31 protein-coding genes (1 of these 31 cut by a window edge) are annotated in these 26369 nt (G+C 60.7%); 11 read left to right on the forward strand and 20 right to left on the reverse strand.

The window, feature by feature from the left end:
- Positions 1-72: 72 nt before the first annotated feature.
- The 3 genes from ACZZ0B_RS06015 (at position 73) to ACZZ0B_RS06025 (ending at position 2422) form a co-directional block, all read left to right on the forward strand.
- Positions 73-558: a GNAT family N-acetyltransferase gene (locus ACZZ0B_RS06015; RefSeq protein WP_463544595.1), complete on the forward strand. Its 486-nt coding sequence runs from the start codon at positions 73-75 to the stop codon at positions 556-558.
- A 143-nt stretch (positions 559-701) separates the two neighbouring features.
- On the forward strand, positions 702-2114 hold the full coding sequence (locus ACZZ0B_RS06020; RefSeq protein ID WP_463544596.1) for a diaminobutyrate--2-oxoglutarate transaminase: 1413 nt from the start codon (positions 702-704) through the stop codon (positions 2112-2114).
- Between the two features lie 83 nt (positions 2115-2197).
- A complete protein-coding gene (locus ACZZ0B_RS06025) occupies positions 2198-2422 on the forward strand; it encodes an MbtH family protein (protein ID WP_008088166.1) in 225 nt (74 codons plus the stop codon).
- Positions 2423-2622: 200 nt separating this feature from the next.
- Here ACZZ0B_RS06025 and ACZZ0B_RS06030 read toward each other — a convergent pair whose 3' ends face one another.
- The 8 genes from ACZZ0B_RS06030 to ACZZ0B_RS06065 are packed head-to-tail and all read right to left on the reverse strand — an operon-like array spanning position 2623 to position 8886.
- Positions 2623-3528, reverse strand: a complete 906-nt coding sequence (locus ACZZ0B_RS06030; RefSeq protein WP_463544597.1) for a metal ABC transporter substrate-binding protein — start codon at positions 3526-3528, stop codon at positions 2623-2625.
- Positions 3529-4428: a metal ABC transporter permease gene (locus ACZZ0B_RS06035; RefSeq protein ID WP_007917717.1), complete on the reverse strand. Its 900-nt coding sequence runs from the start codon at positions 4426-4428 to the stop codon at positions 3529-3531. It lies immediately after the preceding gene.
- Positions 4428-5276 (reverse strand): metal ABC transporter ATP-binding protein, encoded by an 849-nt coding sequence (locus tag ACZZ0B_RS06040; RefSeq protein ID WP_463544598.1) that lies wholly within the window; start codon positions 5274-5276, stop codon positions 4428-4430. The genes ACZZ0B_RS06035 and ACZZ0B_RS06040 overlap by 1 nt, the downstream gene beginning before the upstream one ends.
- On the reverse strand, positions 5273-6202 hold the full coding sequence (locus ACZZ0B_RS06045) for a metal ABC transporter substrate-binding protein (protein ID WP_463544599.1): 930 nt from the start codon (positions 6200-6202) through the stop codon (positions 5273-5275). The genes ACZZ0B_RS06040 and ACZZ0B_RS06045 overlap by 4 nt, the downstream gene beginning before the upstream one ends.
- Positions 6203-6237: 35 nt before the next feature.
- Positions 6238-6813, reverse strand: coding sequence for a DUF6162 family protein (locus ACZZ0B_RS06050; protein WP_463544600.1), 576 nt, complete (start codon positions 6811-6813; stop codon positions 6238-6240).
- A complete protein-coding gene (locus ACZZ0B_RS06055) occupies positions 6810-7151 on the reverse strand; it encodes a hypothetical protein (protein WP_008088147.1) in 342 nt (113 codons plus the stop codon). Before ACZZ0B_RS06055 ends, ACZZ0B_RS06050 begins: the two co-directional genes overlap by 4 nt.
- On the reverse strand, positions 7148-7690 hold the full coding sequence (locus tag ACZZ0B_RS06060) for a hypothetical protein (protein ID WP_008088145.1): 543 nt from the start codon (positions 7688-7690) through the stop codon (positions 7148-7150). The genes ACZZ0B_RS06055 and ACZZ0B_RS06060 overlap by 4 nt, the downstream gene beginning before the upstream one ends.
- Complete coding sequence (locus ACZZ0B_RS06065) at positions 7687-8886, reverse strand: PepSY-associated TM helix domain-containing protein (protein WP_008088143.1); 1200 nt, start codon at positions 8884-8886, stop codon at positions 7687-7689. Before ACZZ0B_RS06065 ends, ACZZ0B_RS06060 begins: the two co-directional genes overlap by 4 nt.
- A gap of 370 nt (positions 8887-9256) precedes the next feature.
- Between ACZZ0B_RS06065 and leuC the strand changes: the two genes are divergently transcribed.
- Together leuC and leuD are read left to right on the forward strand one after the other, a co-directional pair.
- Positions 9257-10675: a 3-isopropylmalate dehydratase large subunit gene (gene leuC, locus ACZZ0B_RS06070; RefSeq protein ID WP_463544601.1), complete on the forward strand. Its 1419-nt coding sequence runs from the start codon at positions 9257-9259 to the stop codon at positions 10673-10675.
- Entirely contained in the window at positions 10672-11286 is a 615-nt protein-coding gene (gene leuD, locus ACZZ0B_RS06075) for a 3-isopropylmalate dehydratase small subunit (protein WP_463544602.1), read from the forward strand. Before leuC ends, leuD begins: the two co-directional genes overlap by 4 nt.
- 126 nt (positions 11287-11412) lie before the next feature.
- Here leuD and ACZZ0B_RS06080 read toward each other — a convergent pair whose 3' ends face one another.
- The 4 genes from ACZZ0B_RS06080 to soxR form a co-directional block, all read right to left on the reverse strand.
- Positions 11413-12363 (reverse strand): LysR substrate-binding domain-containing protein, encoded by a 951-nt coding sequence (locus ACZZ0B_RS06080; RefSeq protein WP_463544603.1) that lies wholly within the window; start codon positions 12361-12363, stop codon positions 11413-11415.
- Positions 12364-12380: 17 nt separating this feature from the next.
- Entirely contained in the window at positions 12381-13256 is an 876-nt protein-coding gene (locus ACZZ0B_RS06085; RefSeq protein WP_463544604.1) for an alpha/beta fold hydrolase, read from the reverse strand.
- Between the two features lie 214 nt (positions 13257-13470).
- Positions 13471-13929 (reverse strand): VOC family protein, encoded by a 459-nt coding sequence (locus ACZZ0B_RS06090; protein WP_463544605.1) that lies wholly within the window; start codon positions 13927-13929, stop codon positions 13471-13473.
- Between the two features lie 154 nt (positions 13930-14083).
- On the reverse strand, positions 14084-14536 hold the full coding sequence (gene soxR / locus ACZZ0B_RS06095; protein ID WP_463544606.1) for a redox-sensitive transcriptional activator SoxR: 453 nt from the start codon (positions 14534-14536) through the stop codon (positions 14084-14086).
- A gap of 93 nt (positions 14537-14629) precedes the next feature.
- Between soxR and ACZZ0B_RS06100 the strand changes: the two genes are divergently transcribed.
- Positions 14630-14995, forward strand: coding sequence for an antibiotic biosynthesis monooxygenase (locus tag ACZZ0B_RS06100; RefSeq protein ID WP_008088129.1), 366 nt, complete (start codon positions 14630-14632; stop codon positions 14993-14995).
- On the opposite strand, the gene ACZZ0B_RS06105 is transcribed toward ACZZ0B_RS06100, so the two are convergent.
- The 4 genes from ACZZ0B_RS06105 to msuE form a co-directional block, all read right to left on the reverse strand.
- Positions 14992-16095 carry a sigma-54 interaction domain-containing protein gene (locus tag ACZZ0B_RS06105; RefSeq protein WP_440096398.1) on the reverse strand — a complete coding sequence of 368 codons (1104 nt, stop codon included), beginning with the start codon at positions 16093-16095 and terminating at the stop codon, positions 14992-14994. The two genes, ACZZ0B_RS06100 and ACZZ0B_RS06105, sit on opposite strands and share 4 nt — an antisense overlap.
- A 24-nt stretch (positions 16096-16119) precedes the next feature.
- Positions 16120-17307: an acyl-CoA dehydrogenase family protein gene (locus ACZZ0B_RS06110; protein ID WP_045123338.1), complete on the reverse strand. Its 1188-nt coding sequence runs from the start codon at positions 17305-17307 to the stop codon at positions 16120-16122.
- A gap of 124 nt (positions 17308-17431) precedes the next feature.
- Entirely contained in the window at positions 17432-18577 is a 1146-nt protein-coding gene (gene ssuD, locus ACZZ0B_RS06115) for an FMNH2-dependent alkanesulfonate monooxygenase (RefSeq protein ID WP_008079343.1), read from the reverse strand.
- Between the two features lie 10 nt (positions 18578-18587).
- Positions 18588-19151: an FMN reductase gene (msuE, locus tag ACZZ0B_RS06120; RefSeq protein WP_008079345.1), complete on the reverse strand. Its 564-nt coding sequence runs from the start codon at positions 19149-19151 to the stop codon at positions 18588-18590.
- 388 nt (positions 19152-19539) lie between these two features.
- Here msuE and ACZZ0B_RS06125 point away from each other — a divergent pair, with 388 nt between their 5' ends.
- The 4 genes from ACZZ0B_RS06125 to ACZZ0B_RS06140 all read left to right on the forward strand — a co-directional run bounded on the left by ACZZ0B_RS06125 (position 19540) and on the right by ACZZ0B_RS06140 (position 23749).
- The gene (locus ACZZ0B_RS06125) at positions 19540-19797 is read left to right on the forward strand and encodes a hypothetical protein (RefSeq protein WP_463544607.1); all 258 of its coding nucleotides are present in this window, start codon (positions 19540-19542) and stop codon (positions 19795-19797) included.
- Between the two features lie 101 nt (positions 19798-19898).
- Complete coding sequence (locus ACZZ0B_RS06130) at positions 19899-20513, forward strand: LysE family translocator (protein WP_008079348.1); 615 nt, start codon at positions 19899-19901, stop codon at positions 20511-20513.
- A 205-nt stretch (positions 20514-20718) separates the two neighbouring features.
- Entirely contained in the window at positions 20719-21885 is a 1167-nt protein-coding gene (locus ACZZ0B_RS06135; protein WP_463544608.1) for an aminotransferase class V-fold PLP-dependent enzyme, read from the forward strand.
- Positions 21886-21940: 55 nt separating this feature from the next.
- The gene (locus ACZZ0B_RS06140) at positions 21941-23749 is read left to right on the forward strand and encodes an aminopeptidase P family protein (RefSeq protein ID WP_463544609.1); all 1809 of its coding nucleotides are present in this window, start codon (positions 21941-21943) and stop codon (positions 23747-23749) included.
- A gap of 49 nt (positions 23750-23798) precedes the next feature.
- On the opposite strand, the gene ACZZ0B_RS06145 is transcribed toward ACZZ0B_RS06140, so the two are convergent.
- Both ACZZ0B_RS06145 and ACZZ0B_RS06150 read right to left on the reverse strand, forming a co-directional pair.
- Positions 23799-24395, reverse strand: a complete 597-nt coding sequence (locus ACZZ0B_RS06145; protein ID WP_440096392.1) for a 2-hydroxychromene-2-carboxylate isomerase — start codon at positions 24393-24395, stop codon at positions 23799-23801.
- 39 nt (positions 24396-24434) lie between these two features.
- Positions 24435-25163: an SDR family oxidoreductase gene (locus tag ACZZ0B_RS06150; RefSeq protein WP_008079355.1), complete on the reverse strand. Its 729-nt coding sequence runs from the start codon at positions 25161-25163 to the stop codon at positions 24435-24437.
- A gap of 92 nt (positions 25164-25255) precedes the next feature.
- Here ACZZ0B_RS06150 and ACZZ0B_RS06155 point away from each other — a divergent pair, with 92 nt between their 5' ends.
- The gene (locus tag ACZZ0B_RS06155) at positions 25256-25819 is read left to right on the forward strand and encodes a TetR/AcrR family transcriptional regulator (RefSeq protein WP_008079357.1); all 564 of its coding nucleotides are present in this window, start codon (positions 25256-25258) and stop codon (positions 25817-25819) included.
- A gap of 1 nt (position 25820) precedes the next feature.
- Here the strand turns inward: ACZZ0B_RS06155 and ACZZ0B_RS06160 are convergent, their stop codons facing one another.
- Both ACZZ0B_RS06160 and rhtA read right to left on the reverse strand, forming a co-directional pair.
- The gene (locus ACZZ0B_RS06160) at positions 25821-26102 is read right to left on the reverse strand and encodes a hypothetical protein (protein WP_158833364.1); all 282 of its coding nucleotides are present in this window, start codon (positions 26100-26102) and stop codon (positions 25821-25823) included.
- A 168-nt stretch (positions 26103-26270) separates the two neighbouring features.
- On the reverse strand, positions 26271-26369 hold the end of the coding sequence (rhtA, locus tag ACZZ0B_RS06165) for a threonine/homoserine exporter RhtA (protein ID WP_440096389.1). The gene runs 789 nt beyond the window's last position; only the last 99 of its 888 coding nucleotides appear in the window; its start codon lies beyond the right edge, outside the window — the gene reads right to left on this strand; the stop codon is at positions 26271-26273.

Genomic DNA, 26369 nt, shown 5'->3' on the forward strand with positions numbered 1-26369 from the left:
CGTTCGCTATCCGGGCGGGGCGGGGTTAAGGTCGGCCCCTGCTTTGACTCAATGGATTGAGGGAACAGCGCCATGGAAGCACCCATCTGTATTCGTTCGGCCCTCCCGGCCGACAGCGGCATCATCAGCCGCATCATCGAACGCTCGATCCGCGTCGGTTGTGCGTTCGATCACCGCAACGATCCCCGACGAGTCAGCGCCTGGCTTGCGCAACTGTCTGCCGAACAGATCAGTGCCTGGCTGGCCAATCCGCAGTGCTATGTGAATGTTGCGCTGCTCGGGGATAAACCGGTGGGCGTCGGCATGGCCGCCGCCTGCGGGGAAATCACGTTCTGCTACGTGCAGCCGGAATGGTTTCGTCGTGGCGCAGGGCGGGCGTTGATGAACGATCTGCACGGCTGGCTGCGCATTCGCGGCGTTCAGCATGTCAATCTCAACAGCACCCGCACCGGCCAGGCTTTTTATCGGCGCCTGGGCTATCGCGAATCGGCGCAACCGGCTGCCCGCGACGGCTTGCAGACCCTGGCAATGACCCAGTCGTTCGACACCTCGGCCTGACAACTCGATCAAGGGTCTAAATCCTCGGGACGCTTAAGCGTTTCCAGAACAGGAAAACCTGCAAGTGCGCTCCGCGACCGGAATGCGCACCTGTGCGGTGTGCTGTTTTGGTCACTATCCATAGCGTATTGAGGGGTCGAGAGATGTCAGTCGCCACCAGCCTTATCGAAGAGTCGTCGGCCCGGGTCAGCTCGGCGCCAGCGGAAACGCTGTTCCAGTTCAACGAGTCGCCGTTGCTCGCGCGTCAGGCGCAACAGGAATCCAACGCCCGCAGTTATCCACGGCGCATTCCGCTGGCGCTCAAACGTGCCAAAGGCCTGTACGTCGAAGACGTTGAAGGTCGCACCTTTATCGATTGCCTGGCCGGTGCCGGCACTTTGGCGCTCGGCCACAATCACCCGGTGGTGATCGAAGCGATCCAGCAAGTGCTGGCCGATGAACTGCCGTTGCACACTCTCGATCTGACCACACCGGTCAAGGATCAATTCGTTCAGGACCTGTTCGGCCTGCTGCCGTCTGCCCTCGCGGCGGAGGCGAAAATCCAGTTCTGCGGCCCGACCGGCACTGACGCAGTGGAAGCGGCGCTGAAACTGGTGCGCACCGCCACCGGGCGCAGCACCGTACTGTCGTTCTCCGGTGGTTACCACGGCATGAGCCAGGGCGCTTTGAGCCTGATGGGCAGCCTGGGGCCGAAAAGGCCGTTGGGCGCGTTGCTCAGCAGCGGCGTGCAGTTCATGCCGTTCCCGTATGACTACCGTTGCCCGTTCGGCCTCGGTGGCGCTGCGGGCGTCAAAGCCAATTTGAGTTATCTGGAAAACCTGCTCAACGACCCCGAAGCCGGCGTGCAACTGCCCGCCGCCGTGATCGTTGAAGCCGTGCAGGGCGAGGGTGGGGTGATACCCGCCGACATCGAGTGGCTACGCGGCCTGCGCCGAATTACCGAGAAGGCTGGCGTGGCGTTGATCGTCGACGAGATCCAGAGCGGTTTCGCCCGTACCGGCAAGATGTTTGCCTTCGAACACGCCGGCATCACGCCTGACGTGGTGGTGCTGTCCAAAGCCATCGGTGGCAGCCTGCCGCTGGCCGTGGTGGTTTATCGCGACTGGCTCGACACCTGGCAACCGGGCGCACACGCCGGCACGTTCCGTGGCAATCAGATGGCGATGGCCGCCGGTTCTGCGGTGATGCGTTATCTGGTCGAGCACAAGGTCTGCGAGCACGCCGCGGCCATGGGTGCACGCCTGAGCGAGCACCTGCGCATCCTGCAGCGTGACTTCCCGCAGCTGGGCGACATTCGTGGCCGTGGCCTGATGCTCGGTGTTGAACTGGTCGACCCGAACGGTGCGCCGGATGCCCTCGGTCATCCGCCGGCGTTCGCGGCTCTGGCACCGCTGGTGCAACGCGAATGCCTCAAGCGTGGATTGATTCTGGAACTCGGTGGTAGGCATGGCGCAGTGGTGCGTTTCCTGCCGCCGCTGGTGATCACCGCTGCTGAAATCGACCGTGTTGCCGAGATCTTCGGCCGTGCCTTGGTGGCCGCGACCGCCGCCGTGTAAATTTTTCGCCGCGCCGAACGTTCTTTCTACATACCCGGCTGCACCCGTTGTGCAGCCCACCCTTACAACGATGGAGAACCAGCATGACGTCAGTATTCGACCGCGAGGACATCCTCTTTCAGGTCGTGGTCAACCACGAAGAGCAGTACTCGATCTGGCCGGACTACAAAGCCGTGCCGGAAGGCTGGCGCACCGTGGGCAAGAGCGGCCTGAAAAAGGAATGCCTGGCCTACATCGAAGAAGTCTGGACCGACATGCGTCCGCTGAGCCTGCGCCAGAAGATGGAAGCGCAGGCCGTGGCGCAATAAGCGCCCGGCAAAAAGAAACCCGCTGAACCAGTGATGGTCAGCGGGTTTTTTCATGCCCTGGATTTGTGTTGATGATCAGGGCCTCATCGCTGGCAAGCCAGCTCCCACAGGTATCGGGGGGATTACAAAATCTGCGTTCACCGCGAACCCTGTGGGAGCTGGCTTGCCAGCGATGAACGATAACGCGGTCTCGGATGAAATTACGCCCCGCTCAACCCCTTGAGCAGCAGATCCACATTCCCCTCCAGCTCCGCCACCGGATCCGCCGCGTCGGTGCTCAACACCACCAGCCGGCTACCCGACTCGGTAATCGCCGCTTTCACCGCCTCCGCAGGCTGGCGATGATGCAGCACCACCGCCACGTCATTGTCCTTGAGCGTGGCTGTCAGCTTTTTCAGATCCTCCGGCGTCCACTCCGCATCCGGACGCGGATCCTGGCCGACCAATTCCAGATTCAGGCTGCCAATCAAATAACCGAAGTGATCGCTCAAACTCATCACGCTCAGATTGTCGGCACTGGCCAGCCGCGCCTCGCTGTCGGCACTGAGCTTGAGCAAACGCTGTTTCAACGTCGCCAGGTTCGCTTCGATCGCAGGTTTGGCGCCCGGTGCCAGGCGCACCAGATCCGCCGCCATGACGTCGGCCATGCGCCCCATATTGTTGCTGGAAAGCCATGGCTGACTGTTCAAGCCATCGATCTTCAGACCTGGCTGCACAGCGATGCCGGGCAGGGCGCCGTCGACCGGCCGTGCCGCGTCGACTTCAACGATACGGATATTGCTGCGCCGAGAAATCGGATACAGCGGATCGTCAGCCCACAGCGAGCGTACGCCGATGACCGCGTCGGCACCGGTCGCGAGTTTGCTCAGCGCCGGCGCGCCACGCCCGGTGAAGTAGGCGGTCTGGCGACTGCCCGGCAGGTTCGCCGGTGCCGCGCGTTCGAGGTTGACATCGGTGCCCTTGAGCAGCACTTCACCCAGGCCGTAGGTGATCGGCAGCGACGCCAGCACCCGCAGCGGTTTAGCGTTTTCGGCGGCGAGCAGTGGCGTGCAGACAACGCCGCACAGGGCCATGGCCAAAGTCAGTTTGCGCATTGAAAAAGTCATTTATCCAAGATTCCCTTTCAGGCTCGGGACGACACCGCGCGCGATGGCGGCGAGGGCGAAGGCGATGCCGGCGACCAGAATGATCGCGGCGCCGGACGGAATTGGCAGATCGAAGACGATCGGCGCGAGAATCCCGCACAAGGTGCTCACAGTAGCGATCAACACTGAACACCAGAAAAAGCCCTTGAGCGACTGGCTAAGCAAGCGTGCCGCAGCGGCGGGAATCACCAGCAGCGCACCGACCAGAATCGCGCCGATGACTTTCACTGCCGCGACGGTAATCAGCGTCACCAGAATCACGAACAGGTAATCCAGGGTCTTCACCGCGACGCCGCGCACCGCCGCCAGTTGCGGGTTGAAGCTGGCGAGCATGATGCGGTTGTACAGCGGCAGCGCCAGGGCCATGACCAGCGAACCGACGATGGCCAGCACCGCCAGATCATTGCCGTTGACGGTCAATACCGAACCGAACAACACGTTCTCGAGAATGTGCACGTTGATCTTGCCGGCGAGAATCAGCAGCAGGCTCGCACCCAAGGCCAGCGACACCGAGAGGAATACGCCGATTAAGGTATCGGGCGCCAGACCGGTGCGGTTGCGCAGGTAATTAAGCAGGATGCCGAACAACAGGCAGTAACCGAACAGACTGCCGTACGGCCCGGTGTAGGGTTCGCCAAGCAGAATGCCAATGGCCACACCGGTCAGCGCGGCGTGACCGACTGCTTCGGAGAAAAACGCGAAGCGCTTGACCACCACCAGCGTGCCGAGGCCGCCGAGTACCGGGCCGATCAACAGACCGGCGAGCAACGCATTGACGACAAAACCGTAGGCCAGCGCTTCCGGCAGGTAACCGGACGAGGCCCAGCCTTGAACCATCAAACGAAAGGCTTCGTAACTCATCAGCTCGCGCTCCGTGGATGGGTCGAAAACAGTGTCAGCAGACGCTCCGGGGTCAACGCCTCGCGAGGCGAGGCGTCGAACAACACGCGACGGTTGAGGCCAGTGACGCGATCGGCCAGACGACCGACGGCTTCCAGATCATGCTCGATCCACAACACCGTGATGCCGGCCGCGCGCCAATCGCCGAGCAGGCGTTCGAACACCTGAATCCCGGCTTCGTCGAGCGCGGACATCGGCTCATCGAGCACCAGCAATTGCGGCGCCGGAATCAAACCCTGTGCGAGCAAAACCCGCTGCCGTTCACCGCCGGACAGCGCGCCCATGCGGCGCTTGCGTTTGTCCTGCATGCCGACACGTTCCAGCGCATCGCCGATGGCGCCGGCGTAGTGTTTGCTCAAACCAAGAAATGCCGGACGACGCTGGCACATCGCGGCCATGAAATCGTCGACGGTCATCGGCAAACCGCGATCGAATTCCAGTGCCTGTGGCACATAACCGATGGTGCCGGGCTCGCGCGGCCAATGCAGGCTGAGCTGGCCCTGATGCGGCATCTGCCCGAGCAGGGTTTTGATCAGCGAACTCTTGCCGCCACCGTTGGGGCCGACCAGTGCGTGGACGCTGCCGGGCTGCACCTGGAAGGTGACCTTGTCGAGAATCGTCGTACGCCCCAGCGTCAGACAAACCTGCGCAAAATCCAGCGTCGGCCCCGAAACCTGTAGGAGCGAGCCTGCTCGCGATAGCGGAGTGTCATCCAACAATGATGCCGGCTGACCTGGCCCCATCGCGAGCAGGCTCGCTCCTACAGGGGATTCGGTGTGGTCGGCGATCAGGGTTTCTTTTGAGGTCATGCGCCGGACTCCTGAATCGCCCGCACCACGGTGTTGAGGTTGCCGGTCATTTCCTTTTCGTACTTGTCGGCGGTGTATTCGCCGTAGGAAATGTGCGACAGCGGGTACAGCTTCACCCCGGATTCACGTTGAATGGTTTCGACGTAAGTGGAGGGGAAATCCATCTCCGAGAAGATCACTTTCACATCCAGTTCGCGCAGTTGATCGATGGTCTTTTTCAACTGGCTCGGGCTCGGCTCGATGCCGTGCGCCGGCTCAACCACGGCGGTTACTTCCAGGCCGAACTCACGCAACAGATAGTCGTAAGCGGCATGGACGGTGGCGACGCGCAGCTCGGCGTTCGGCGCCTGGGTCAGCTTGGCCAGCGCGTCGGCACGCATCTGCCGCAGGCGTTTGCCGTAGGTGCGGGCGTTTTGCGTGTAGGTCTTGGCGTTGTCCGGGTCGAGCTTGCCCAGCTCGCGGGCAATGTTGTTGACCTGGGCGATCGAGGCGCTGATCGACAAAAACGTGTGCGGGTTGACCACTTTGCCGGCGCCGCGCGCAGCGACCCCGGTGGCGGCCAGCAGTGGCACGTTTTCGTTGGCTTCGATGGTCTTGATGTTCGGTGTTTCGCTGGCGGCGATCATGCGGTCGGCAAAATCATCATGGCCGACACCGTTGAGCACGATCACGTCCAGCCCGCTGATGCGCTTGATGTCTTCGGCGCGCGGCTCGTAAGCATGCGGGTTGAAACCGGCGGGAATCAGCGGCACGACCTCGGCCTTGTCGCCGACGATGTTCGCCACATAGCTGTAATAAGGATGCAGGGTGATGCCGATGCGCAGGCGCTTGGCCTGATCGGCGCTGGCCAGCGGGCTCAGCAGGCAGGCGCAGAGGCCGACCAGAAACATACGCAACAAGGGACGGCGAGGCGATGAAATAGACATGGGCAAACGGTCTTCTCTCGGGTGAGGGCGAGGAATCAATGGCGATGTTCGCGGGTAACCCCGGCATCGTATTGCGCGACGATCTGTTTCCAGCCCGACGCGGACAGGGCGGCGGCGGTCAGTTCGGTCGGCACTTTGAGATCGGCATCGCGGTTGAGCCAGATGTCCGGTGCAGCGCTGTGATCGGCGCTCAACAGCATCACGAACGAACCGGCGACGGTGGGTGCCTGGCTATGGCCAAAGTAGGCAGTGTCGGCCAGCAATTGCCAGGCATGACCGCCGCGACTGACTGAACTCGCATCCTGAGCAAATGGCGCAAAACCTTCGTCAGCCAGATTTTGCGGCGTCGGCAAGGTTTGCTGTTCTTCGCGCAGCAGACGGATTTCGTCGAGGGTCACCCGCAGGTCGGCATAAATGCCTTGCTCTGATGCACTGAGATCGCGGCGTGCGTCGAACTGATTGCTGGCGACCGGCTCCGGCTCATGGGAAACCCCGCGCCACGCCACCACCGAACCGGCAATCGCCAGAATCAACAGACACAACAGCAACACATTGAGGGTTTCATGGCCGGCACCGGCCGGGCGGACGACTTGCGTGGTGGGCGTACTCATGGGGCCTCAATATCCGCTTGGTCGATTTCGACAACGTGGCCCGGGCCTGCGTCGAACAGCACGTAGAACTCGGCGCCGGGTTTTTTGAAGGTCAGCGTTGAATCGCTGCCAAGCTTGCCCGGTACCAGAATGGTTTCGTCGTAACCGATCACGTCGAGGGTCACGCCGGGGGCGCCGCTGCCGTCGGAAAAACCGCCGGTGCATTTGATCTGGTCGGCGTCGATGGCTTTGCATTCGCACATCGGGTTATGCGCCAGCGCGCTGCCAGTGAAACCGGCGCTGAGCACCAGCAACGCGGCGCTCAGTCGCAGGCGGGAAGGGCGTTGCGAGCGGGTCATGGTTTGGCTCCTTGTTGAGTCAGCCAGGCAATGGTGGCGGGGGAGGCCTGGCTCAGGGGAATCGAGGCCTGATGCATGCTGCCGTCCCAGCCTTCCATGGTGATCCACAGTTCGGCGTCGGCTTTGGTTTTTTCCGGTACGGGCAACTGCGCGCCCATGCGGTACGGCGCGCCGAAAAAAATCACCCCGGCGGCGCGCAGGCTGCGCGGTTTGCCAATGCGCAGGTAAGTGGCTTTGACTGTGTCGATGCAGGCATCGCAAAGCGCGGCGTTGAAACTTTTCATGTAGCCGGCCGGACCTTCCAGCTGGGGCGCCTGATTGCGCAACTCGGCGAGGCGCAGGCTCCAGGGGCCGACCGCGACTTCGCCGACTTCGCGTTCACCGAGGCCGACATCGCCGCGAAACAGCGCCGCATCGGCGAAGTATTTCGGCATGAACCCCAATGGAATCAGCAGCAACAGCACGTTGATGTGGAAGCGCCATTTGTGCCAGAACAGGCGCAGGCGCGACGGTTGAGGTGCAGTGTTGGACTTGCTCACAGGTCGACCTCCGACGTTTCTCGGCGCAGGGCCGGTTGCGCCTGCACGCGGTTTTTTTTCGATTCACGCTTGAGGGCATTGGCCGTCGCCAGCGCCGTGCGTTTGGTCCAGATCAACAAGCCGCTGAGGACCATCATGCTCAGCAGCAGGCCGAAGAAGAACCAGATCAATTTGATCCACAGCCCGCCAAAGTCGCCGGTGTGCAGGGGGCGCATGGATTCGGTGACGAATTCCAGTGAGGTACGGTCGCTCAACAAACGCGAAGCAGCCATTTCACCGCTGTATGGATCGAGCGTCGCGGTTTGGAACATCAATGGATACCAGCCGCGGCCGCCGACGTTCAGATGGGTGTAGGCGTTGGCCGGCAGGCTGACGAAGCTGATTTCCAGGCCGGGAATTTTCTCTTGGGCGACTTCAATGGCGCGATCCAGGCTGATGCGCGGCGGTGGTGTGCCGTCGGCCGAGATCGGCACCGCTTCACGTGCCATCGCCGGAATGACCGGTTCGCTGGAGATGGAAATGTGGTTGTCGAACAGCAGCGCTTCGATCAGGAACCAGGTCCCGGTGATCGAGATCACGCCGATAAACCAGATCGACCAGATTCCGCTGAGACGGTGGAAATCACCCCAGAAAATCCGTGCACCGTGGCGAAAACGCAGGGTAGGGCTAAAGAATCCTTTCCAGAAGCGTTTATAAACCACCAGCCCGGTAATCAGCGACGCCAGTAATGGCAAACCGAGGAACGACACCAGGTACCAGCCCCAGCTGTAACCATTGGTGAACGGCACCAGCCACCAGCCATGCAAGGCGCGGGTAAAGGCTTTGAAGTTGAAATCCGGCGCGCCGCCCTGAATCACCCCAGTGTACGGATTGACGTAAACGGTCTGCTCACGGCCATCCGGGTAGCTGACCCGGACATCCAGCGCAAAGTGCGACTCGTCGGGACGGCTGATGCTCTCGACCACCGTGCGAGGTTCGGCTTTCTTGATGGCGGCCAGCACCTGATCGTAACTCAGTCGCGGCGCATCATCCGTCGGCTGGCTGGCGCGCATTTGCGGGTTCGCCAGCCAGACGATTTCCTGGCTGACCACCGCCAAGGTACCGGTGACGCAGACGATCAGGACAAAAAACCAGATCGGCAACGCCAGCCAGCTATGAACGAGGAACCACAGTTTGGAGCGGGATTTCTTCGACATGATTGGACGTCTGTTTCGGTGGGAGGGCGCGGCACTACGGGCTTCGCAGCACAGCAGTCCCCGAATGACCGCTCGTGGCTTTTGCCTACGCGAACGGCCTGCATCTCTATAGGACGAATGAGCGACGCAAATCCCGAAAGGCGATATGAAAGCAAATGTTTCGCAATCTCTCCTGTAGGAGCTGCGGCACGCTGCGATCTTTTGATTCTATTTTTCAAGGTCAAAAGATCGCAGTCTCGTTTCACTCGTCAGCTCCTACAGGGGGGGATTGAACACGATTCATGATCCGCGCGATCACTGTCTGGCAATTGATGGGCGGCAGCGCCTGCCTATGATGGCAATCACCCGGATTGCTTGAGTGAACGCCCTGATGAGTCCCAGAACCCTTTACGACAAACATATCGATTCGCACACGGTGTGCCGTCTCGACGATCAGGGCCATGTCCTGCTGTATATCGATCGTCAGGTGATCAACGAGTACACCAGCCCGCAGGCTTTCAGCGGCCTGCGCGCTGCCGGGCGCCAGGTCTGGCGACCGGGCACGGCGCTGGCGGTGGTCGATCACGTCAACCCGACTACGCCGCAGCGTATCGCCGCGATGCCCGATGCCGGCGGCGCCCGGCAAGTGTCGTATCTGGCGGAAAACTGCCGGGACTTCGGCATCGAACTGCTGGACATCCTCGACAAGCGCCAAGGCATCGAACATGTGATCGCCCCGGAGCAGGGTTTTATTCTGCCAGGCATGGTCATCGCTGCCGGCGACAGCCACACCACGACCTATGGCGCACTGGGAGCTTTCGGCTTCGGCATCGGCACCTCGGAAATCGAGCACCTGCTGGCATCGCAGACGCTGGTCTACAAACGCCTGAAAAGCCTGCGCGTCACGGTGGACGGCGAACTGGCACCGGGCCTGACTTCGAAAGACGTGATCATGGCGCTGATTGGCCAGATCGGCGCGTCCGGGGCCACCGGTTACGCCATCGAATTCTGCGGTTCGACCATCGATGCCTTGAGCGTCGAAGCGCGCATGACCATTTGCAACATGGCCGTCGAGGCCGGTGCGCGCGGGGCCTTTATGGCGCCGGACGAGAAAGTCTTCAGCTACTTGAAAGGTAAACCGCGCGCGCCCCAAGGTGAGTTGTGGGATCGCGGCGTGGAAAAATGGCGCGAATTGCGCAGCGATCCCGGCGCGGTGTTCGATCGCGAAATACACCTCGACGCCAGTGGGCTGGAACCAATGGTGACCTGGGGCACCAGCCCGGATCAGGCCGCTGCCATCGGTGCGCGAGTGCCGGATCCGCAATTGATCAGCGATCCGATCCTGCGTCAGGACATGCGCCGCGCCCTCAACTATATGGGCCTCGAAGCGGGCATGGCGCTCAGCGATATTGTCATCAGCCACGCCTTTATCGGCTCGTGCACCAACGCGCGGATCGAAGATTTGCGCGACGCTGCCAGCGTCGTGCGCGGGCAACAGGTCGCCGGGCATGTACGCGCGATGATCGTGCCCGGTTCCAGTGAGGTGCGGGCGCAGGCAGAGGCGGAAGGTCTTGCGCAGATTTTCATCGACGCCGGTTTTGAATGGCGTCAGTCCGGTTGCTCGATGTGCCTGGCGATGAACGATGACGTGCTCGCCCCCGGCGACCGCTGCGCATCCAGCACCAACCGTAATTTCGAGGGCCGGCAGGGCGCCGGAGCGCGCACGCATCTGATGAGCCCGGCAATGGTCGCCGCCGCTGCGATCAGCGGTCGACTCACCGACATCCGCCACTTTGGAGAACGCCCATGAGCCTGCAACCCTTCACTCAGGTCAGCGGTCAGGCCGCGCCGTTTCTGGCGGCCAATGTCGACACCGACGTGATCATGCCCAAACAGTTTCTCAAGGGCATCGACCGGCAAGGGCTGGATCGCGGCGTGTTTTTCGATCTGCGGTTTTTGCCCGATGGCACGCCCAACCCCGACTTCGTGTTGAATCAAGCGACGTGGCAAGGCGCGAGTTTTTTGGTGGTCGGGCCGAATTTTGGCTGCGGTTCCAGTCGTGAGCACGCGGTGTGGGGGTTGCAGCAACTTGGCGTTCGCGCGTTGATCGGCAGCAGTTTTGCCGGGATCTTTTACGACAATTGCCAGCGTAACGGCGTGCTGTTGATCACCCTGGAAGAGGCGCAGGTGCAGCAAATCGGAACGCTTGTCGGCGAGGCTGAAACAGCGCGGCTCAGTATCGATCTGCAGGCGCAGCGGATCAGCCTCGCGGATGGCAGTGTGATCGATTTCCAGATTGATGCGCTGCGCAAAACGTCGCTGTTGCTGGGGCTGGACGCGATCGGCAGCACCTTGCAACGCCGCGATCAGATCAGCGCATTCGAACGCCAACACCTGGCTGCCAACCCGTGGCTCTCCTGACCCACCGCTGATCTCCTTGTAGGAGTGAGCCTGCTCGCGATAGCGGTGGATCAGTCAGAATTGTTTTTTCTGACACACCGCTATCGCGAGCAGGCTCACTCCTACAGGGTTTTGTGGTGTTTGGGGTTACAGGGACAGGCTTTTGAAGTGCTCCTGCAAGAATTCCACACACGCGCGTAATTTCCCCGAATGCGCCAACCGTGTCGGGTACACCGCCCAGACATTCGCGCTCTGCCCGTAATCTTCCAACACCTGCACCAGCAACCCTTGCTCCAGCAGCGGTTTCACATCCCACAACGAACGCAGCAAAATCCCACGCCCATCCAGCGCCCATTGCAGAACAATCTCGCCGTTGTTCGATGACAGCGGCCCGCTGACCCGCACGCTTTCCTCGCCGCCTGCACGGTCCAGATTCCAGATGCCGAAGGCGTTGTCACGTTCCTTGATCACCAGACAGTCATGCTGCTGCAAGTCCTCCAGCGTCAGCGGGGTACCGCGCCGTTGCAGATAGCCGGGCGCCGCGCACAACACGCGCCGATTGCTCACCAGTTGTCGACCGATGTGCTGCCCGGGAAGGTCATCACCGACACGGATCTCCAGGTCGAAGCCTTCATTGATGATGTCCACGACCCGGTCAAACAGGTCGAGGCGAATCTCCAGGTCCGGATAACGTTCGGCCAGCAACGACACCGCCGGCGCCACGTGATTGCGCCCGAAACCGAAGCTGCTGCACAGGTGCAAACGCCCATGCGGGCTGTCGTGGGCGTCGCAAAGTTCGTCGTGCAGTTGCTGAAAGTCATCGAGAATGCGCAACGCCCAGCGTTGCACCCGTTCACCGTCCTCGGTCAGCGAAACGCGACGGCTGGTGCGGTGCAGCAGGCGAGTGCCGAGGGTGGTTTCGAGAATCTGGATACGTTTGCTGACGTAGGCCGGTGACAGGCCCAGCTCATCGGCCGCGGCGGCAAAGCCGTTCTGGCGGATCACGGTGAGCAGCACTCGCAGGTCTTCGGGCAGGGGCACGGTGTCTTTGTTCTGGGGCATGGCAACACGCACACTGGCGGCAGGAGCCGCGAGCATAGCATTGGGGGTTTTGCTCAGCGCAGGAAGGCCAGCGCTTCGGCGAGCACCCGTTCGGGGACTTCTTCGGCGAGGTAGTGGCCGGCGGGCAGGGCCTGGCCGGAGACATTCGTCGCCACTTGCTGCCATTCCCTCAGCGGATCGAAGCAGCGGCCGACGGTGCCTTCGGCGCCCCACAATACGCGCAGTGGCAAACTCAGGTGATGTCCGGCAGCGATGTCGGCCCGGTCGTGTTCCAGATCGATGCCGGCGCTGGCGCGGTAATCCTCGCAGATGCCGCGTGCGCTGCCGGGTTGTTGCAGGCAGCGCCGGTATTCGCTGAAGGCTTCATCGGTGAACGGTTTGAGGCCGGCGCTGCGACTGCCCATTACGCTGCGCAGATAACCTTCCGGGTTGGCTTCGATCAGCGTTTCCGGCAAGGGTGCCGGGCGAATCAGGAAGAACCAGTGCCAGTAGGCGCGGGCGAAGGCTTCGTTGGTTTGCGTGTACATCGACAAGGTCGGCGCGATGTCCAGCAACAGCATGCGTTGCACGGCGGCGGGGTGGTCGAGCGCCAGGCGATGAGCGACCCGTGCGCCGCGGTCGTGGGCGAGGATCGAGAACTGCTCGAAACCCAGTGCTTTCATCAATTCGACATTGTCGCGGGCCATTTCGCGCTTGGAGTAACCGAGGTGCAGTTCGTCAGCGTCGGGGCGACTGCTGTCGCCGTAACCGCGCAGGTCGGCGGCGACCACGGTGAAGTGTTCGGCCAGTTGTTCGGCAATCTTGTGCCAGATGACGTGGGTCTGCGGGTGGCCGTGCAACAGCAACAGGCCCGGCCCGCTGCCGCCGACGCGGCAGGCAATGTCGACGCCGTTGACGTGACGCTGGTCTTTGAGGAATCCGGCAAACATCGGGCTGATCCTTGTTTCAGGGGGCTTGTTGCCTGCATCCTGAAAGTGTCCGGGGTTTGGGGCAAGGCGCAAAGCGTGATGGGCCGGTTCATGAAGTGTGATTTGCAGGGTCAGTACCGGCCCCATCGCGAGCAGGCTCACTCCTACAGTTGAAATGCATTCCCCTGTAGGAGTGAGCCTGCTCGCGATAGCGCCTTTACAAACACTATAAAACCTAACCTTGCTGAAACATCTCAATTGCCCGCTGCCTGATCTGCTCTTGCGTCAAATCCTCCTTGCGCGAGGCCAGGAACCACAGGTGCCCATACGGGTCCTTCAACGTCCCGCTGCGATCACCGTAAAACTGATCCTTGACCTCCGACACCGTCGTCGCCCCGGCATCCAGCGCTCGCTGAAAGGATTTGTCGACATCCGTCACATACAAATGCAAACCGACCGACACGGCATTGTCCGGGCTGCTCAACGGCCCTTGATCACACGGCGAACCGAGCATGATTGCACTGTCGCCGATGCGCAGTTCGGCATGGCCGATACCGCCGTCCGGCATGGATAAACGCATGACTTCGGTGGCACCGAAAGCCTTTTTGTAGAAATCGATGGCCTCGGCGGCTTTGTGAATGCCGAGATACGGGGTAATGCTGTGATACCCCTCGGGAATGGGTTTGACGCTCATGACGTACTCCCTGATTGTTGTTTTGCGAGGTGAAGAATCACTATAGAACTGTCCGCGCAGTGCTGACTTTTGCCCGACGAGCAGCACCAAAATTGAGCGAAGGAAGCCAGCTTTTGTGGCGAGGGGATAAATCCCCTCGCCACAGGGTTTTCCATCAAACTTTAGGGAAATGCGGCCCGGGCCCTTGTTCGCCAAGCACATCGCCCTGATTGCGCAGCGGGCAGGCTTGCATTGAAAGGCAGCCACAGCCAATACAGCCATTCAGCCGATCGCGCAGCAGCGTCAATTGCTCGATCCGCTCATCCAGTTCCCGCCGCCACTGCTCGGACAAAACTTTCCAGTCTGCCGCCGTCGGTGCGCGATCATCAGGCAGAATCTTCAGCGCTTCGCCAATCTCCGCCAACGGAATCCCCAGGCGTTGCGCGAACTTGATCAACGCTACCCGCCGCAGCACCTCACGCGGATAACGCCGCTGATTGCCGGCGTTGCGCTGGCTTTTGATCAGCCCCTTCGACTCATAGAAATGCAGCGCCGTCACCGCCACGCCACTGCGTGCCGCGACTTCGCCGACGGTTAACTGTTTGTGCAGGTTTTCTTTGCTGATCATCTGAAAACAGCTCTTGACCTTGACTTAACTAGAGGTTTTACCCTGCAGGCCTTCGAGTCGCAAGATTCGCCTTACCGCCAAGTGGGGATTTTCATGCAAGCATCAGCGAAAAACCGCAGTTTCACTCAGTTGATCGAATTCGAGATCGAGCCGCGCCAGCAACCGGCATTGGTCAATGCGCTGTCTGTACAGTCAGAGCGTCTGGCCCAGCGTTATGAGGGCTTTGTCAGTGCCAGCGTGCAGGCCAGCGATGACGGCCGCCGCGTATTGAGCTTTCTGCAATGGCAGACCCGCGAAGCGGGGGAGGCGGCGTTACGCAGCTTTGAAAGCGGTGAGCAGGATTTCTGGCAACTGATTCACACGCATCAGGCGAAAACCATCACCTTCAATTCCTTCCAGGTGCTGAGCAGCATCGCCCGCAGTCACGACGATGCGCTGCACTGCAACCTGGTCGGTTAGATCGACAGTTGAATCAAACGCTCGCCGTGCAGGTTTTCCGTGAGGCGCCGTTTGTTCACCGCCAGTTCGCCGATCTTGATCAGTCGCGTGCGCGTGACGTTGCGGCTCAGCCCGAGCAGCGCGGCGGTGTGTACCTGGTTGTAATGGCAGAAACGATAAGCGGCGCGCAGCAAAGCGTCTTCAACCTTTTCGTGCAGCGCACCGGCCTGCTGCGCGAAGAGTTTTTGAAAGGCTTGCTCAAGCAGTGCTTCCGGAGAGTCATCAACACTGGCGTGCTGGTCGTCCGGGCGTTCGATGCGCAGATTGGACAGGCGTAAATCATCACGCTCGATCACGCCGTTGCGGCAGATCAACAGAGTGTGATGGATGACGTTTTCCAGCTCGCGGATGTTGCCCGGCCAGCTGTAGCCGCGCAGTTTGTGCTCGGCACCGGGGCTGATGCTGACCCGCCCGTACCCGAGGCGCTGACTGTAGGCTTCGATGAAATGCCGGGTCAGCGGCAGGATATCGCCGGGGCGTTCGCGCAACGGGCTCAGCTCCAGATTGACCACGTTCAGTCGGTAATACAGATCCTCGCGGAAATTCCCTGCGTTGATGGCTTTTTCCAGTTGCACGTTGGTCGCCGCCAATACCCGCACATCAATCGGAATGCTTTTGCGCGAGCCCAGCCGCACCACTTCGCGCTCCTGCAAGACCCGCAGCAACTTCACCTGAATCGCCATCGGCAGATCGCCGATCTCATCGAGAAACAAGGTACCGCCGTCCGCTTCCTCGAACCAGCCGGCCTTGGCACTCAAGGCGCCCGTGAAGGCGCCTTTTTCATGACCGAACAATTCTGCCTCCACCAGCGATTCGGAGAATGCCCCGCAGTTCACCGCAATGAAAGGCCTATGGCGGCGATGGCTCAAGTTGTGGATATGCCGCGCGACCAACTCTTTGCCGGTGCCGGTCTCGCCGATGATCAACACGCTGGCTTCGCTCGGCGCGACTTGTTGCAGATGCGCGAGCAGGGCCTGGGACTTCGGGTCTTCGAACACCTGCGCAGTGGCGCGGATCGACGTCGCCAGGGCGGGTGAGGGCGGTAGGGTCAGCAGTTGCATGGGCTCGCTCCACAAAGGAAAGAATCAGGAATAGAACGTCGGCACCGGCAGCGACTGGTTCAGCGCCCAGTCGCCCAGCTCATGGAGTTTGTAATCCAGCGGATCGTGCAGGGTTTGCGTGCGCAGGTTGCGCCAGTGCCGGTCGAGGCGCAGCGAGGCGTGGGTCGAGCGCGCGCCAGTCACTTCGAACAGTCGGCTACAGATGTCCAGGCCCTGACGGCTGGCGGCGACTTTGGCGGTGGCGATCGCCGTGGCGACCTGGCCGCGCTCTTCGGCGCTGAGGTTCGGGCCTTTGGCCCAGGCCTCGTCGAGCAGCGCCGCCGCGCGTTCGACCAACAAGCGAATACCTTCGAGGGCGACCCAGAACTCGCCGTAATGCGCGAGCACGTAAGGGTCTTCACGCACGCTGCGCGCCGAGGATTTGTGCCAGAGGCGGGTTTCACTGAGGGTGTATTGGCGCGCTTCTTCGAAGGCACCTTCGGCAATCCCGAGGAACATATGGGTGAATGTCAGCTGCGCAATCAGCGGTCGCAGGCAGGCGAACGGCGTGCTCAACGGGCCGGGGTCGAGAAGCAATTCCGACTCTTCGACCCGCACCCGTTCAAACGTCGCACTGCCGCTGTCGGTCTGGCGCTGGCCGATGTTGTTCCAGTCGTTGTGCAGGGTGATGCCGCTGCGGCCGCTGGGGATCGCGGCGATGAGCAATTTGCCGCCGGCGCTTTCATCGACCGCCGAGGCGATCAGCATCTGCGAGTCGCTGGCGCCGGAGCAGAAACTCTTCTTGCCGGAAAACTCGCGCCAGCCACCGAGATCCTTGACCACCGTGCGGGTGTCCAGCGGGTTGAGCGCGTTACCCCAGAACCAGTTCTGGCGGGCGGTCTGTTCGAACCACGGCTGCCATTGTTCCGGCCGCGAAAACAGGCGCACGGTGGCGAGCATCAGGTGGTGAAAACCGAAGACGTGGGCGATCGAGCTGTCGACCTTGGCGAACTCGCGGACGATTTGCAGGGTTTCGCTCCAGCTCGCGCCGAGGCCGCCGTAGCGAGTGGGTATGCTCAGGGCCAGCAGGCCGCTGTCGCGCAGGGCATCGCGCTCGGCTTTCGGCGTGCCACCGCGTTCGTCGCGTTCGACAGCGGTGAGGGCAAACTCGGCGGCCAGTTGGCGGGCGGTTTGCAACGGGGATAGCAACGTACTTTGCGGTTTGGCAGTCACACCAACACTCCTGAATTCAAACACCCCCTGTAGGAGCTGCCGCAGGCTGCGATCTTTTGCCTTTGATTTTTTTAAAAAAAGATCAAAAGATCGCAGCCTGCGGCAGCTCCTACAGGGGATTTGTTTATGCCGTGGCTTTTGTGGGGAGTACGTCGTTGGCGATCATTTCGCCGAACGGTCCGGTCAGGTTGGTCACACCGCGCCCGGCCAGGCTTGCGTACGGTTCGGGCAGCAGCGGGAACACCAGTTCGGCAAAGCGGTAAGCCTCTTCGAGGTGCGGGTAGCCGGAGAAAATGAAGCTTTCGATGCCCAGGTCCGCGTACTCCTTGATCCGCGCCGCCACTTGTTGCGGATCGCCGACCAGTGCGGTGCCGGCACCGCCGCGCACCAGCCCGACCCCGGCCCACAGGTTGGGGGCGATTTCGAGGTTGTCGCGGCGGCCATCGTGCAACGCGGCCATGCGCCGCTGGCCTTCGGAATCAAATCGCGAGAACGACTTTTGTGCGGCCTCGATGGTTTCGTCGCTGATGTGCTCGATCAATTTGTCGGCGGCTTTCCACGCCTCTTCGGCGGTCTCACGCACGATCACGTGCAGGCGAATGCCGAACTTCACCGTGCGCCCGTGCCGTGCCGCGCGCTCGCGCACGTCGGCGAGTTTTTCCGCGACGGCGGCCGGTGGCTCACCCCAGGTCAGATAGACATCGACCTGTTCGGCCGCCAAGTCATGCGCAGCGTCAGACGAGCCGCCGAAGTACAGCGGCGGATAAGGCTTCTGCACGGGCGGGTAGAGCGCTTTGGCGTTCTGCACTTTCAGGTGTTTACCCTCGAAATCCACCGATTCGCCCTGCAATACACGGCGCCAGATTTTCAGGAATTCATCGGTGACTTCGTAGCGTTCGCTGTGGCTGAGGAAGCTGCCGTCGCCACGGTTTTCATCCGGATCGCCACCGGTCACGACGTTGATCAACAAGCGGCCGTTGGACAATCGGTCCAGCGTCGCCGCCATACGCGCCGAAACCGTCGGCGAAATAATCCCCGGACGAATCGCTACCAGGTACCGCAAGCGTTCCGTCAAAGGCACCAGCGCCGAGGCAATCACCCACGAGTCCTCGCAGGAGCGCCCGGTGGGAATCAGCACGCCGTGGTAACCGAGGCTGTCGGCGGCCTGCGCCACTTGTTTCAGATAATTGAGGGTGACCGGGCGCGCGCCTTGGGTGGTGCCCAGGTAGTGACCGTCGCCGTGGGTCGGCAAGAACCAGAAAACATCCATGAACAGCTCCTTAAGCGATCTTCAGCAACGGTTTGATCTGGCTGGCGAATAGCGGCGCGGCGCGCTCAGCGGCCAGACGGATGCGCGCTTTCAGCGCTTCGCTAGTGATCTGGTAATCAGCAAAATCGGCTTCGGTGGCGTACACGCCAATCGGCAACGTCATCGCCTGGAAGAAACTCAACAGCGGTCGCAACTGGTGATCGAGCACCAGCGCATGGCGTTCGCTGCCCCCAGTGGCGGCGAGTAGCACCGGGGTGTCGATCAAGGCATTGAGGTCGATCAGGTCGAACAAGTGCTTGAGCAGGCCCGGATAGGAACCGCGATAAACCGGTGCGGCGACGATCAGCAAATCGGCCTGTTCGATGGCTTGCAGCTCGGCCTCGACCTCAGCGCTCAGTTCCTGACGCGAGAGGGCGCCGCCCAGCGCACGGGCTATGTCGCCGAGTTCGATCAGGTGGCTCTCGATCGGTAAATGTCCGCCCAGTTCGGACAGCAGGGCTTGGGTCAGCACCAGCGTGCGCGATGGACGCCAGGTACCGCCGGACACAGCGACGACTTTCAGGGGACGCGACATGATCAGTTCCTTTTCAACAGTTGCTCAGCGAGCAGTGAGTAAGTCACTAGGCTTGAGCAAGCGCTGTACCAATTCCTGTGGGGCCCGGTTTACGGGGCTTTGCGCATTGCGCGGGCGATCAGCTGTGCAGATTTAAGGATGCTTTGTTGAACCACTGTTGCCTGGGCAACAGTTGCTGGAGCAACAGTGATGAGCGCATACGAGGGAGTTATAAAGGCTTGCTGTTATTCCGCAAAAGACTGTTATTAGATATTTATAGATCGATTAGAAATATGTGGCGTTAGATGCGCAAAACCCGATAGCCACTATCGAAAGCGTTGATTTCTGCGCGAGCGTGCCCGGGCGTAGCCTTTCTCCATCGACCCACACTGCTCGCCAGGACGCTCCCATGAATCATTTACTGACTATTTCGCTGATGCTCGCTGTTTCCGTACTCGCCGGTTGTGCCGGTCATGTTTCCCCGGAACTGCGGCCCTATACCGCCGAAGAATCCCAGGAGCTGGCGATGGAGGCGTTGAACCGTAGCGGTCTGTCGTTCGACGAATACCACGCCAAGAAAGCCCGATTGCTCGGTCAGACACAGTTCGACAAAAAAGCTGAAATGAGCGCTGAGCGTGCCGTACAGCTGCACGGTCGGCCAAGCTGATAACAAACTGTACTGCCAGAAGTTTTACCCAACTGTCCGTGGGTTTGCCGGGCGGCGTGGGATAGGGTCAACACCTGAATGACCCTGATGGATTGTCTGCCATGACCCTTTCGCTTGATTTGTTGCTGGGCTTTGCCCTGTTCGCCCTCGTCACCTCGATCACACCGGGGCCCAACAACACCATGTTGCTGGCATCTGGGGTGAACTTCGGCTTTAACCGAACCATTCCGCATATGCTCGGGATCACCTGCGGCTTCTTCGTATTGGTTGTGGCGGTGGGTTTCGGCCTCGGGGCGGTATTCCAGACATATCCCATTCTTTACACGGTGCTGCGTTACGTCGGCGCGGCGTACCTGTTGTATCTGGCGTGGAAAATCGCCCACTCCGGGCCGGTCGGCGACAGCGCGCAGGGCGAAGCGAAACCGATCAGCTATCTCGGCGCTGCGGCGTTTCAGTGGGTCAATCCGAAAGCGTGGATCATGGCCATCGGTGCTATCAGCACTTACACGCCAATGCAGGGTTATTTCACCAATGTGCTGGTGATCGCAGCAGTGTTCGCCATCATCAACCTGCCGAGTGTCGGCCTCTGGGCAGCCTGCGGCACCTTGCTGCGCAATGTCCTGAAGGAGCCGCGCTGGTTGCGCGTGTTCAACTGGGGCATGGCGGTGTTGTTGGTGATTTCGCTGTATCCGTTACTTCTCGAAAGCTTTAGCTGATGCATTGCTTCAACCGCCGGGCCGATGCCTGTTAAGCTCGACTTCAGGAGCGTTCCTACGCACTTTTAAATGAAGTTGTTCTTCTTTAACGGCATCCGATCAGGTATTGATGACGCTCTCGAACCGACGCGCAGCTCACAAGGCTGCGCAGTGCCGTTTGCAGACACGAGCCTCCTGATCCCGGAACACGCTCTGCGAGTCTTTTATGAACACACGTCCGTTGTATTTCGATTACGCCGCCACCACCCCGGTGGACGAGCGGGTCATCCAGGTGATGATCGAATGTCTGGGGTTTCACGGTAACTTCGGCAACCCGGCCTCCAGCTCCCACGCCTTCGGCCAGCAGGCCCGGCACACGGTCGAGCAGGCCCGCCGGCAAGTCGCCGAACTGGTCGGCGCGAATGCCGAGCAGATTGTCTGGACCTCCGGTGCAACCGAGTCCAATAACCTCGCCCTCAAAGGTGTAGCGCAGGCACGCGGTGTGCCCGGCGGCCACATCATTACCAGCCAGATTGAACACAAGGCCATCCTCGATACCGCCCGCCAGTTGCAGGACGGCGGCATCGCCGTGACCTATCTGGTGCCGGACGCCGACGGGCTGATCACGCCGCAGGCGGTCAGCGAAGCGATGCGCGAGGACACCTTTCTGGTGTCACTGATGCTGGTTAACAACGAACTCGGTACGCTCAACGACATTCAGGCGATTGGCGAGGTCGTGCGCAGCCGCGAGGCGCTGTTTCATGTCGATGCGGCGCAGGGTGCCGGCAAAGTGGCGATCGATCTGGCGCAGTTGCCGGTCGACCTGATGTCGTTTTCGGCGCACAAACTCTACGGCCCCAAAGGTATTGGCGCGTTGTACGTCGGCCCGCGGGCGCAACAGCGTTTGCAGGCGCAGATTCACGGCGGCGGTCACGAAGGTGGATTGCGCTCCGGGACGCTGGCAACTCATCAGATTGCTGGAATGGGTTCGGCGTTTGCCTTGGCGGCTGCTGCGTTCGATGAGGAAAAAGCTTCGATCGTCGCGTTGCGCGAACGCTTGCTCGAACAACTGTCGAGCCTGCCGGGTGTGCGCCTGAATGGCAGCGCCAGCCAGCGCATTCCGCACACCTTGAGCCTGACTTTCAGCGAGGGCGAATTCAACAGCGCTGCGTTGATTCATTCGATTGCGTTTTCCGCGACCTCGGCCTGCAACTCGGCGAGCAACGCGCCTTCCCACGTGCTGTTGGCACTCGGCCACGACGCGCATCTGGCCGGGCGCACCATTCGCCTGAGTCTCGGCCGTTTCACCACTGCCGAGGACATCGACAAGGCTTGCGAACTGATCAAGAGCGCCTGCGCCAGTGCTCCGGCATTCTGGGCGACAGGGCTTTAACCAGCCGTCCTGACGGCTACGAACAATAACGAATAAGTGATTAGCAGGAGACATGATGAGTACCCAGACCTCGACCGAAGGATCGGTGCCCCAGCGCCTGGCGCACACCCGTGAGTTGATGCGCCGCGAAGGCATTCATGCGTTGTTGGTGCCGTCCGCCGACCCGCATTTGTCGGAATATTTGCCGGGTTACTGGCAGGGCCGGCAGTGGCTGTCGGGTTTCCACGGTTCGGTCGGCACGTTGATTGTCACTGACGATTTCGCCGGGGTCTGGGCCGACAGTCGTTACTGGGAACAGGCGACCAAGGAGCTCAACGGCAGCGGCATCGAACTGGTCAAGTTGCAACCGGGCCAACCGAGCCCGCTGGACTGGTTGGCCGAACAGACGCCAGAAGGTGGCGTGGTCGCGGTGGACGGTGCGGTGATGGCCGTGGCCTCGGCCCGCACGTTGAGCAGCAAACTGGAAGCGCGGGGCGCTCGTTTGCGTACCGACATCGATCTGCTGAATGAAGTCTGGAGTGATCGCCCGAGCCTGCCGAGCGCAGCGATCTATCAGCATCTGCCGCCGCAGGCGACGGTGAGCCGTGGCGAAAAACTCGCCAGCTTGCGCAAAACCTTGCAGGAACGTGGCGCTGATTGGCATTTCATCGCGACCCTGGACGACATCGCCTGGCTGTTCAACTTGCGCGGCGGTGATGTCTCGTTCAACCCGGTGTTTGTTTCGTTTGCGCTGATCAATCAACAGCAAGCCACTTTGTTCGTGGCGTTGAGCAAGGTTGATGCAGATTTGCGCGCGGTGCTGGAACAGGATGGCGTGACGCTGCGTGATTACAGCGAAGTCGCAGAGGCCTTGGGTGCGGTACCGAGTGGCGAGAGCTTGCTGGTGGATCCGGCGCGGGTCACCCGTGGCCTGCTGGATAATCTCGACAGTGAAGTAACGCTGGTCGAAGGTCTGAACCCGACCACCTTGGCCAAGTCGCAAAAAAGTGAAGCGGATGCTCAGCACATCCGTAAGGCGATGGAGCAGGACGGTGCGGCGCTGTGCGAATTCTTCGCCTGGCTGGAATCGGCCTGGGGGCGCGAACGCATCACCGAGCTGACCATCGACGAAAAACTCACCGCAGCGCGTGAGCGTCGTCCGGATTATGTGTCGTTGAGTTTCAACACCATCGCTGCGTTCAACGCCAACGGCGCGATGCCGCATTATCACGCCACTGAAGAAGAACACGCGGTGATCGAAGGCGATGGCCTGCTGTTGATCGACTCGGGTGGCCAATACCTCGGCGGCACTACCGACATCACGCGGATGGTGCCGGTCGGTACGCCGACCGAAGAGCAGAAACGCGATTGCACACGGGTGTTGAAGGGCGTGATTGCCCTGTCCCGAGCACATTTCCCAAAAGGCATTCTGTCGCCGCTACTGGATGCCATCGCGCGAGCGCCGATCTGGGCGGATAACGTCGATTACGGTCACGGCACCGGTCACGGCGTTGGCTATTTCCTCAATGTTCACGAGGGCCCGCAGGTCATCGCCTATCAAGCAGCGCCGGCGCCGCAGACCGCCATGCAGCCGGGGATGATCACTTCGATCGAACCGGGCACCTATCGCCCTGGGCGTTGGGGTGTGCGCATCGAGAACCTGGCGATGAACCGCGAGGCCGGTAGCAGCGAGTTTGGCGATTTCCTCAAGTTTGAAACCTTGACCCTCTGCCCGATCGACACGCGGTGCCTGTTGCCGGCGTTGCTGAGTCAGGAGGAGAAGCAGTGGTTCAATGCCTACCACGCGCAAGTGCGTGAGCGTTTGAGTCCATTGCTCAACGGCGCTGCGCTGGAGTGGCTGAATACCCGCACTGCCGCTATTTAAGCGATTGTCGCCCGGGCGCTGTTGCCAGCGCCCGGATCGTGGCTTCGTTCTAGCTCTGGCGCAATGCCTGTTCGACGAAGTCGAGTCGATCCTGACCAAAGAACAACTGCTGGCCGACAAACATGCTGGGGGCGCCGAAGACGCCGCGTTTAACTGCTGTTTCGGTATTTTCCTTGAGCACGGCTTTGACTGATTCGTCATTGGCCAATGCCAGTACGGTCTGCGGGTCAAAACCTTGTTCAGTCAATACTGCCGCGACGGTCTCGGGTTCATCCAGGCTGCGTCCTTCAACCCAAAGAGCGTGGAACAGGCAATCGATAAAGGCCTGAAAGCGTTCTGGATGATGCAATTGAATGCCGGTGACCGCGCGCATCAACATCAACGTGTTGATCGGGAAGTGCGGATTGAACGTGAGCGGTACGTCATACCGCTTGGCGTAGCGATCCAGATCCTCAAACATGTAGCGGCCCTTGGCCGGGATCATCGCCGGTGATGCGTTGCCGGTCGCTTTGAACACGCCCCCCAGCAGCATTGGAATGTAGATCAACTCGCTGCCGGTCTGTGCGCAGATTTTCGGCAGTTGGGTGTAGGCCAGATACGTGGCAGGGCTGCCGAGGTCGAAATAGAACTCCACGGTTTTCGTCATTATTGCTGCACTCTCTTTATTGTTATGCAGGGGGAGGGCTTACCAGCGTTCATTCCATGGACGCAGGTCCAGTTCGAACGTCCAGGCGTCACGTGGCTGGCTGTGCAGATACCAATAGTTTTCGGCGATGTGTTCAGGATTGAGAATACCGTCCTGATCCTTGGTGGCGTACTTCTCGGGGAAACTGTTGCGAATGAAGTCGGTATCGATGGCGCCGTCGACCACCACGTGGGCGACGTGGATGTTCATTGGGCCCAGCTCTCGCGCCATGCTTTGTGCCAAGGCGCGAATCCCGTGTTTGGCACCGGCAAACGCGGCGAACCCGGAGGCACCGCGAAGCCCGGCGGTGGCGCCGGTGAATAGAATCGTGCCGCGCTGACGGGCGACCATGCGCTTGGCCACTTCACGTGCATTGAGGAAACCCGAGAAACAGGCCATTTCCCAGATCTTGAAATATTTGCGCGCGGTTTCTTCGAGAATACTGCAGGGCACGTTGGCGCCAATGTTGAAGACAAACGCTTCAATCGGGCCGACGCGGGTTTCGATGTCTTCGATCAACGCGATAACGTCTTCTTCTTTGCGCGCGTCGCAGGCGAATCCATGCGCTTCGCCGCCGTCGGCCTGAATGGCCTCCACCAGCGGCTGTAACTTGTCGGCGCTGCGCCGCGTGACGCAGGCGATGAAGCCTTCTTTGGCAAAGCGCTTTGCAATCGCCCCGCCCGTGGCGTCGCCAGCGCCGACAACCAATACGACCTTCTTGTTATTCATGGGCAGATCCCTTTAGTAAACGATCGTTAAGTGAACGAACGTTATGCTAGGATTTCGACAACGTCAAGCGAGTCAATGTCGAGGCCAAACACATGCGTTACTCCGCCAGTCACAAGCTGGAAACCCGCGAGAAGTTGCTCGAAAGCAGTGCTTTGTCGGCCAAGCGATCCGGTTTTTCCACCGTTGGTGTGGATGGTTTGATGAAGGCGATCGGTCTGAGTGGCGCGGCGTTCTACAGCCATTTTTCGTCAAAGGACGCGCTGTTCACGGCCATTGTCGAGCGGGAGTTGGGTCAGAGTCTGGAACGCTTGGGTGGACAGGGCGTGCAGGACCGCCAGCGTCTGGAGCGTTGCCTCAAACACTATCTGAGCATGGCCCATGTCGAGCAGCCTGAGGCGGGGTGTGCGTTGCCGGCGTTGGGCGCAGAAATTGCCCGGTCTGACCTGCAAGTGCGAGAGCAAGCCGAGCTGTGGATCTGTCGACTGCAGCAGAGTTGGGCGCAGATACTTGAGAGTGACAGCCTGGCGTGGTCGGTCCTGTCCCAGTGTGTTGGTGCACTGGTCGTCGCACGCATGCTGGCCACGCCGGACATGCAGCGAGCGGTGCTTACGTCCAGCCATGAAGAGATTGGTCGTCAGATCGCCCAGCCGCACTGATCTATTTGCAGATGACGATCATGCTGCGGCTGGTATAGCCGGCAGGGTTGAGGCCAAACGGGTAGTCGCCGGGTTCTTCCACGGCGTCACCCGATTTGGCGATCACCTTGTAGCCCTTTGGCGCGCAGGAATTGGCAGCGCTGGCATAACACTTGTCCCAGGAGGACGAGAGCCCCGAGCAGTTGATGTGCAACCCTTTTTTTCCGCGTTTTACCTGAGTTTCCGAGGTCGCCGCACAACCTGCTACTGCCAGTATGGCGATCACTATCAAAATTCGTTTCATTACCGTCCTTATGACAGCCTCGAGTCTGACGTTCGGGTCTGCCTGCATTCGATCGCGCTTGAAGCGTTCTGAAATCCCTGTCCGAAAAAATCCATATCTGGCACTGAGTTAGACGCTTAAACATGGCCTAAATCAGCGCCAATTGCCAGACCTTCGTCAAATCCCGTTTCAATCTGCCGCAATGGCAGGCTTGGCGCTACTGCCCATGGTCAGCGTGGCTCCAACGGACGCCAGAATAATGCACAGAATCGCCATCCATTGTGACAG

It is taken from the genome of Pseudomonas sp. AC247, from assembly GCF_979258015.1.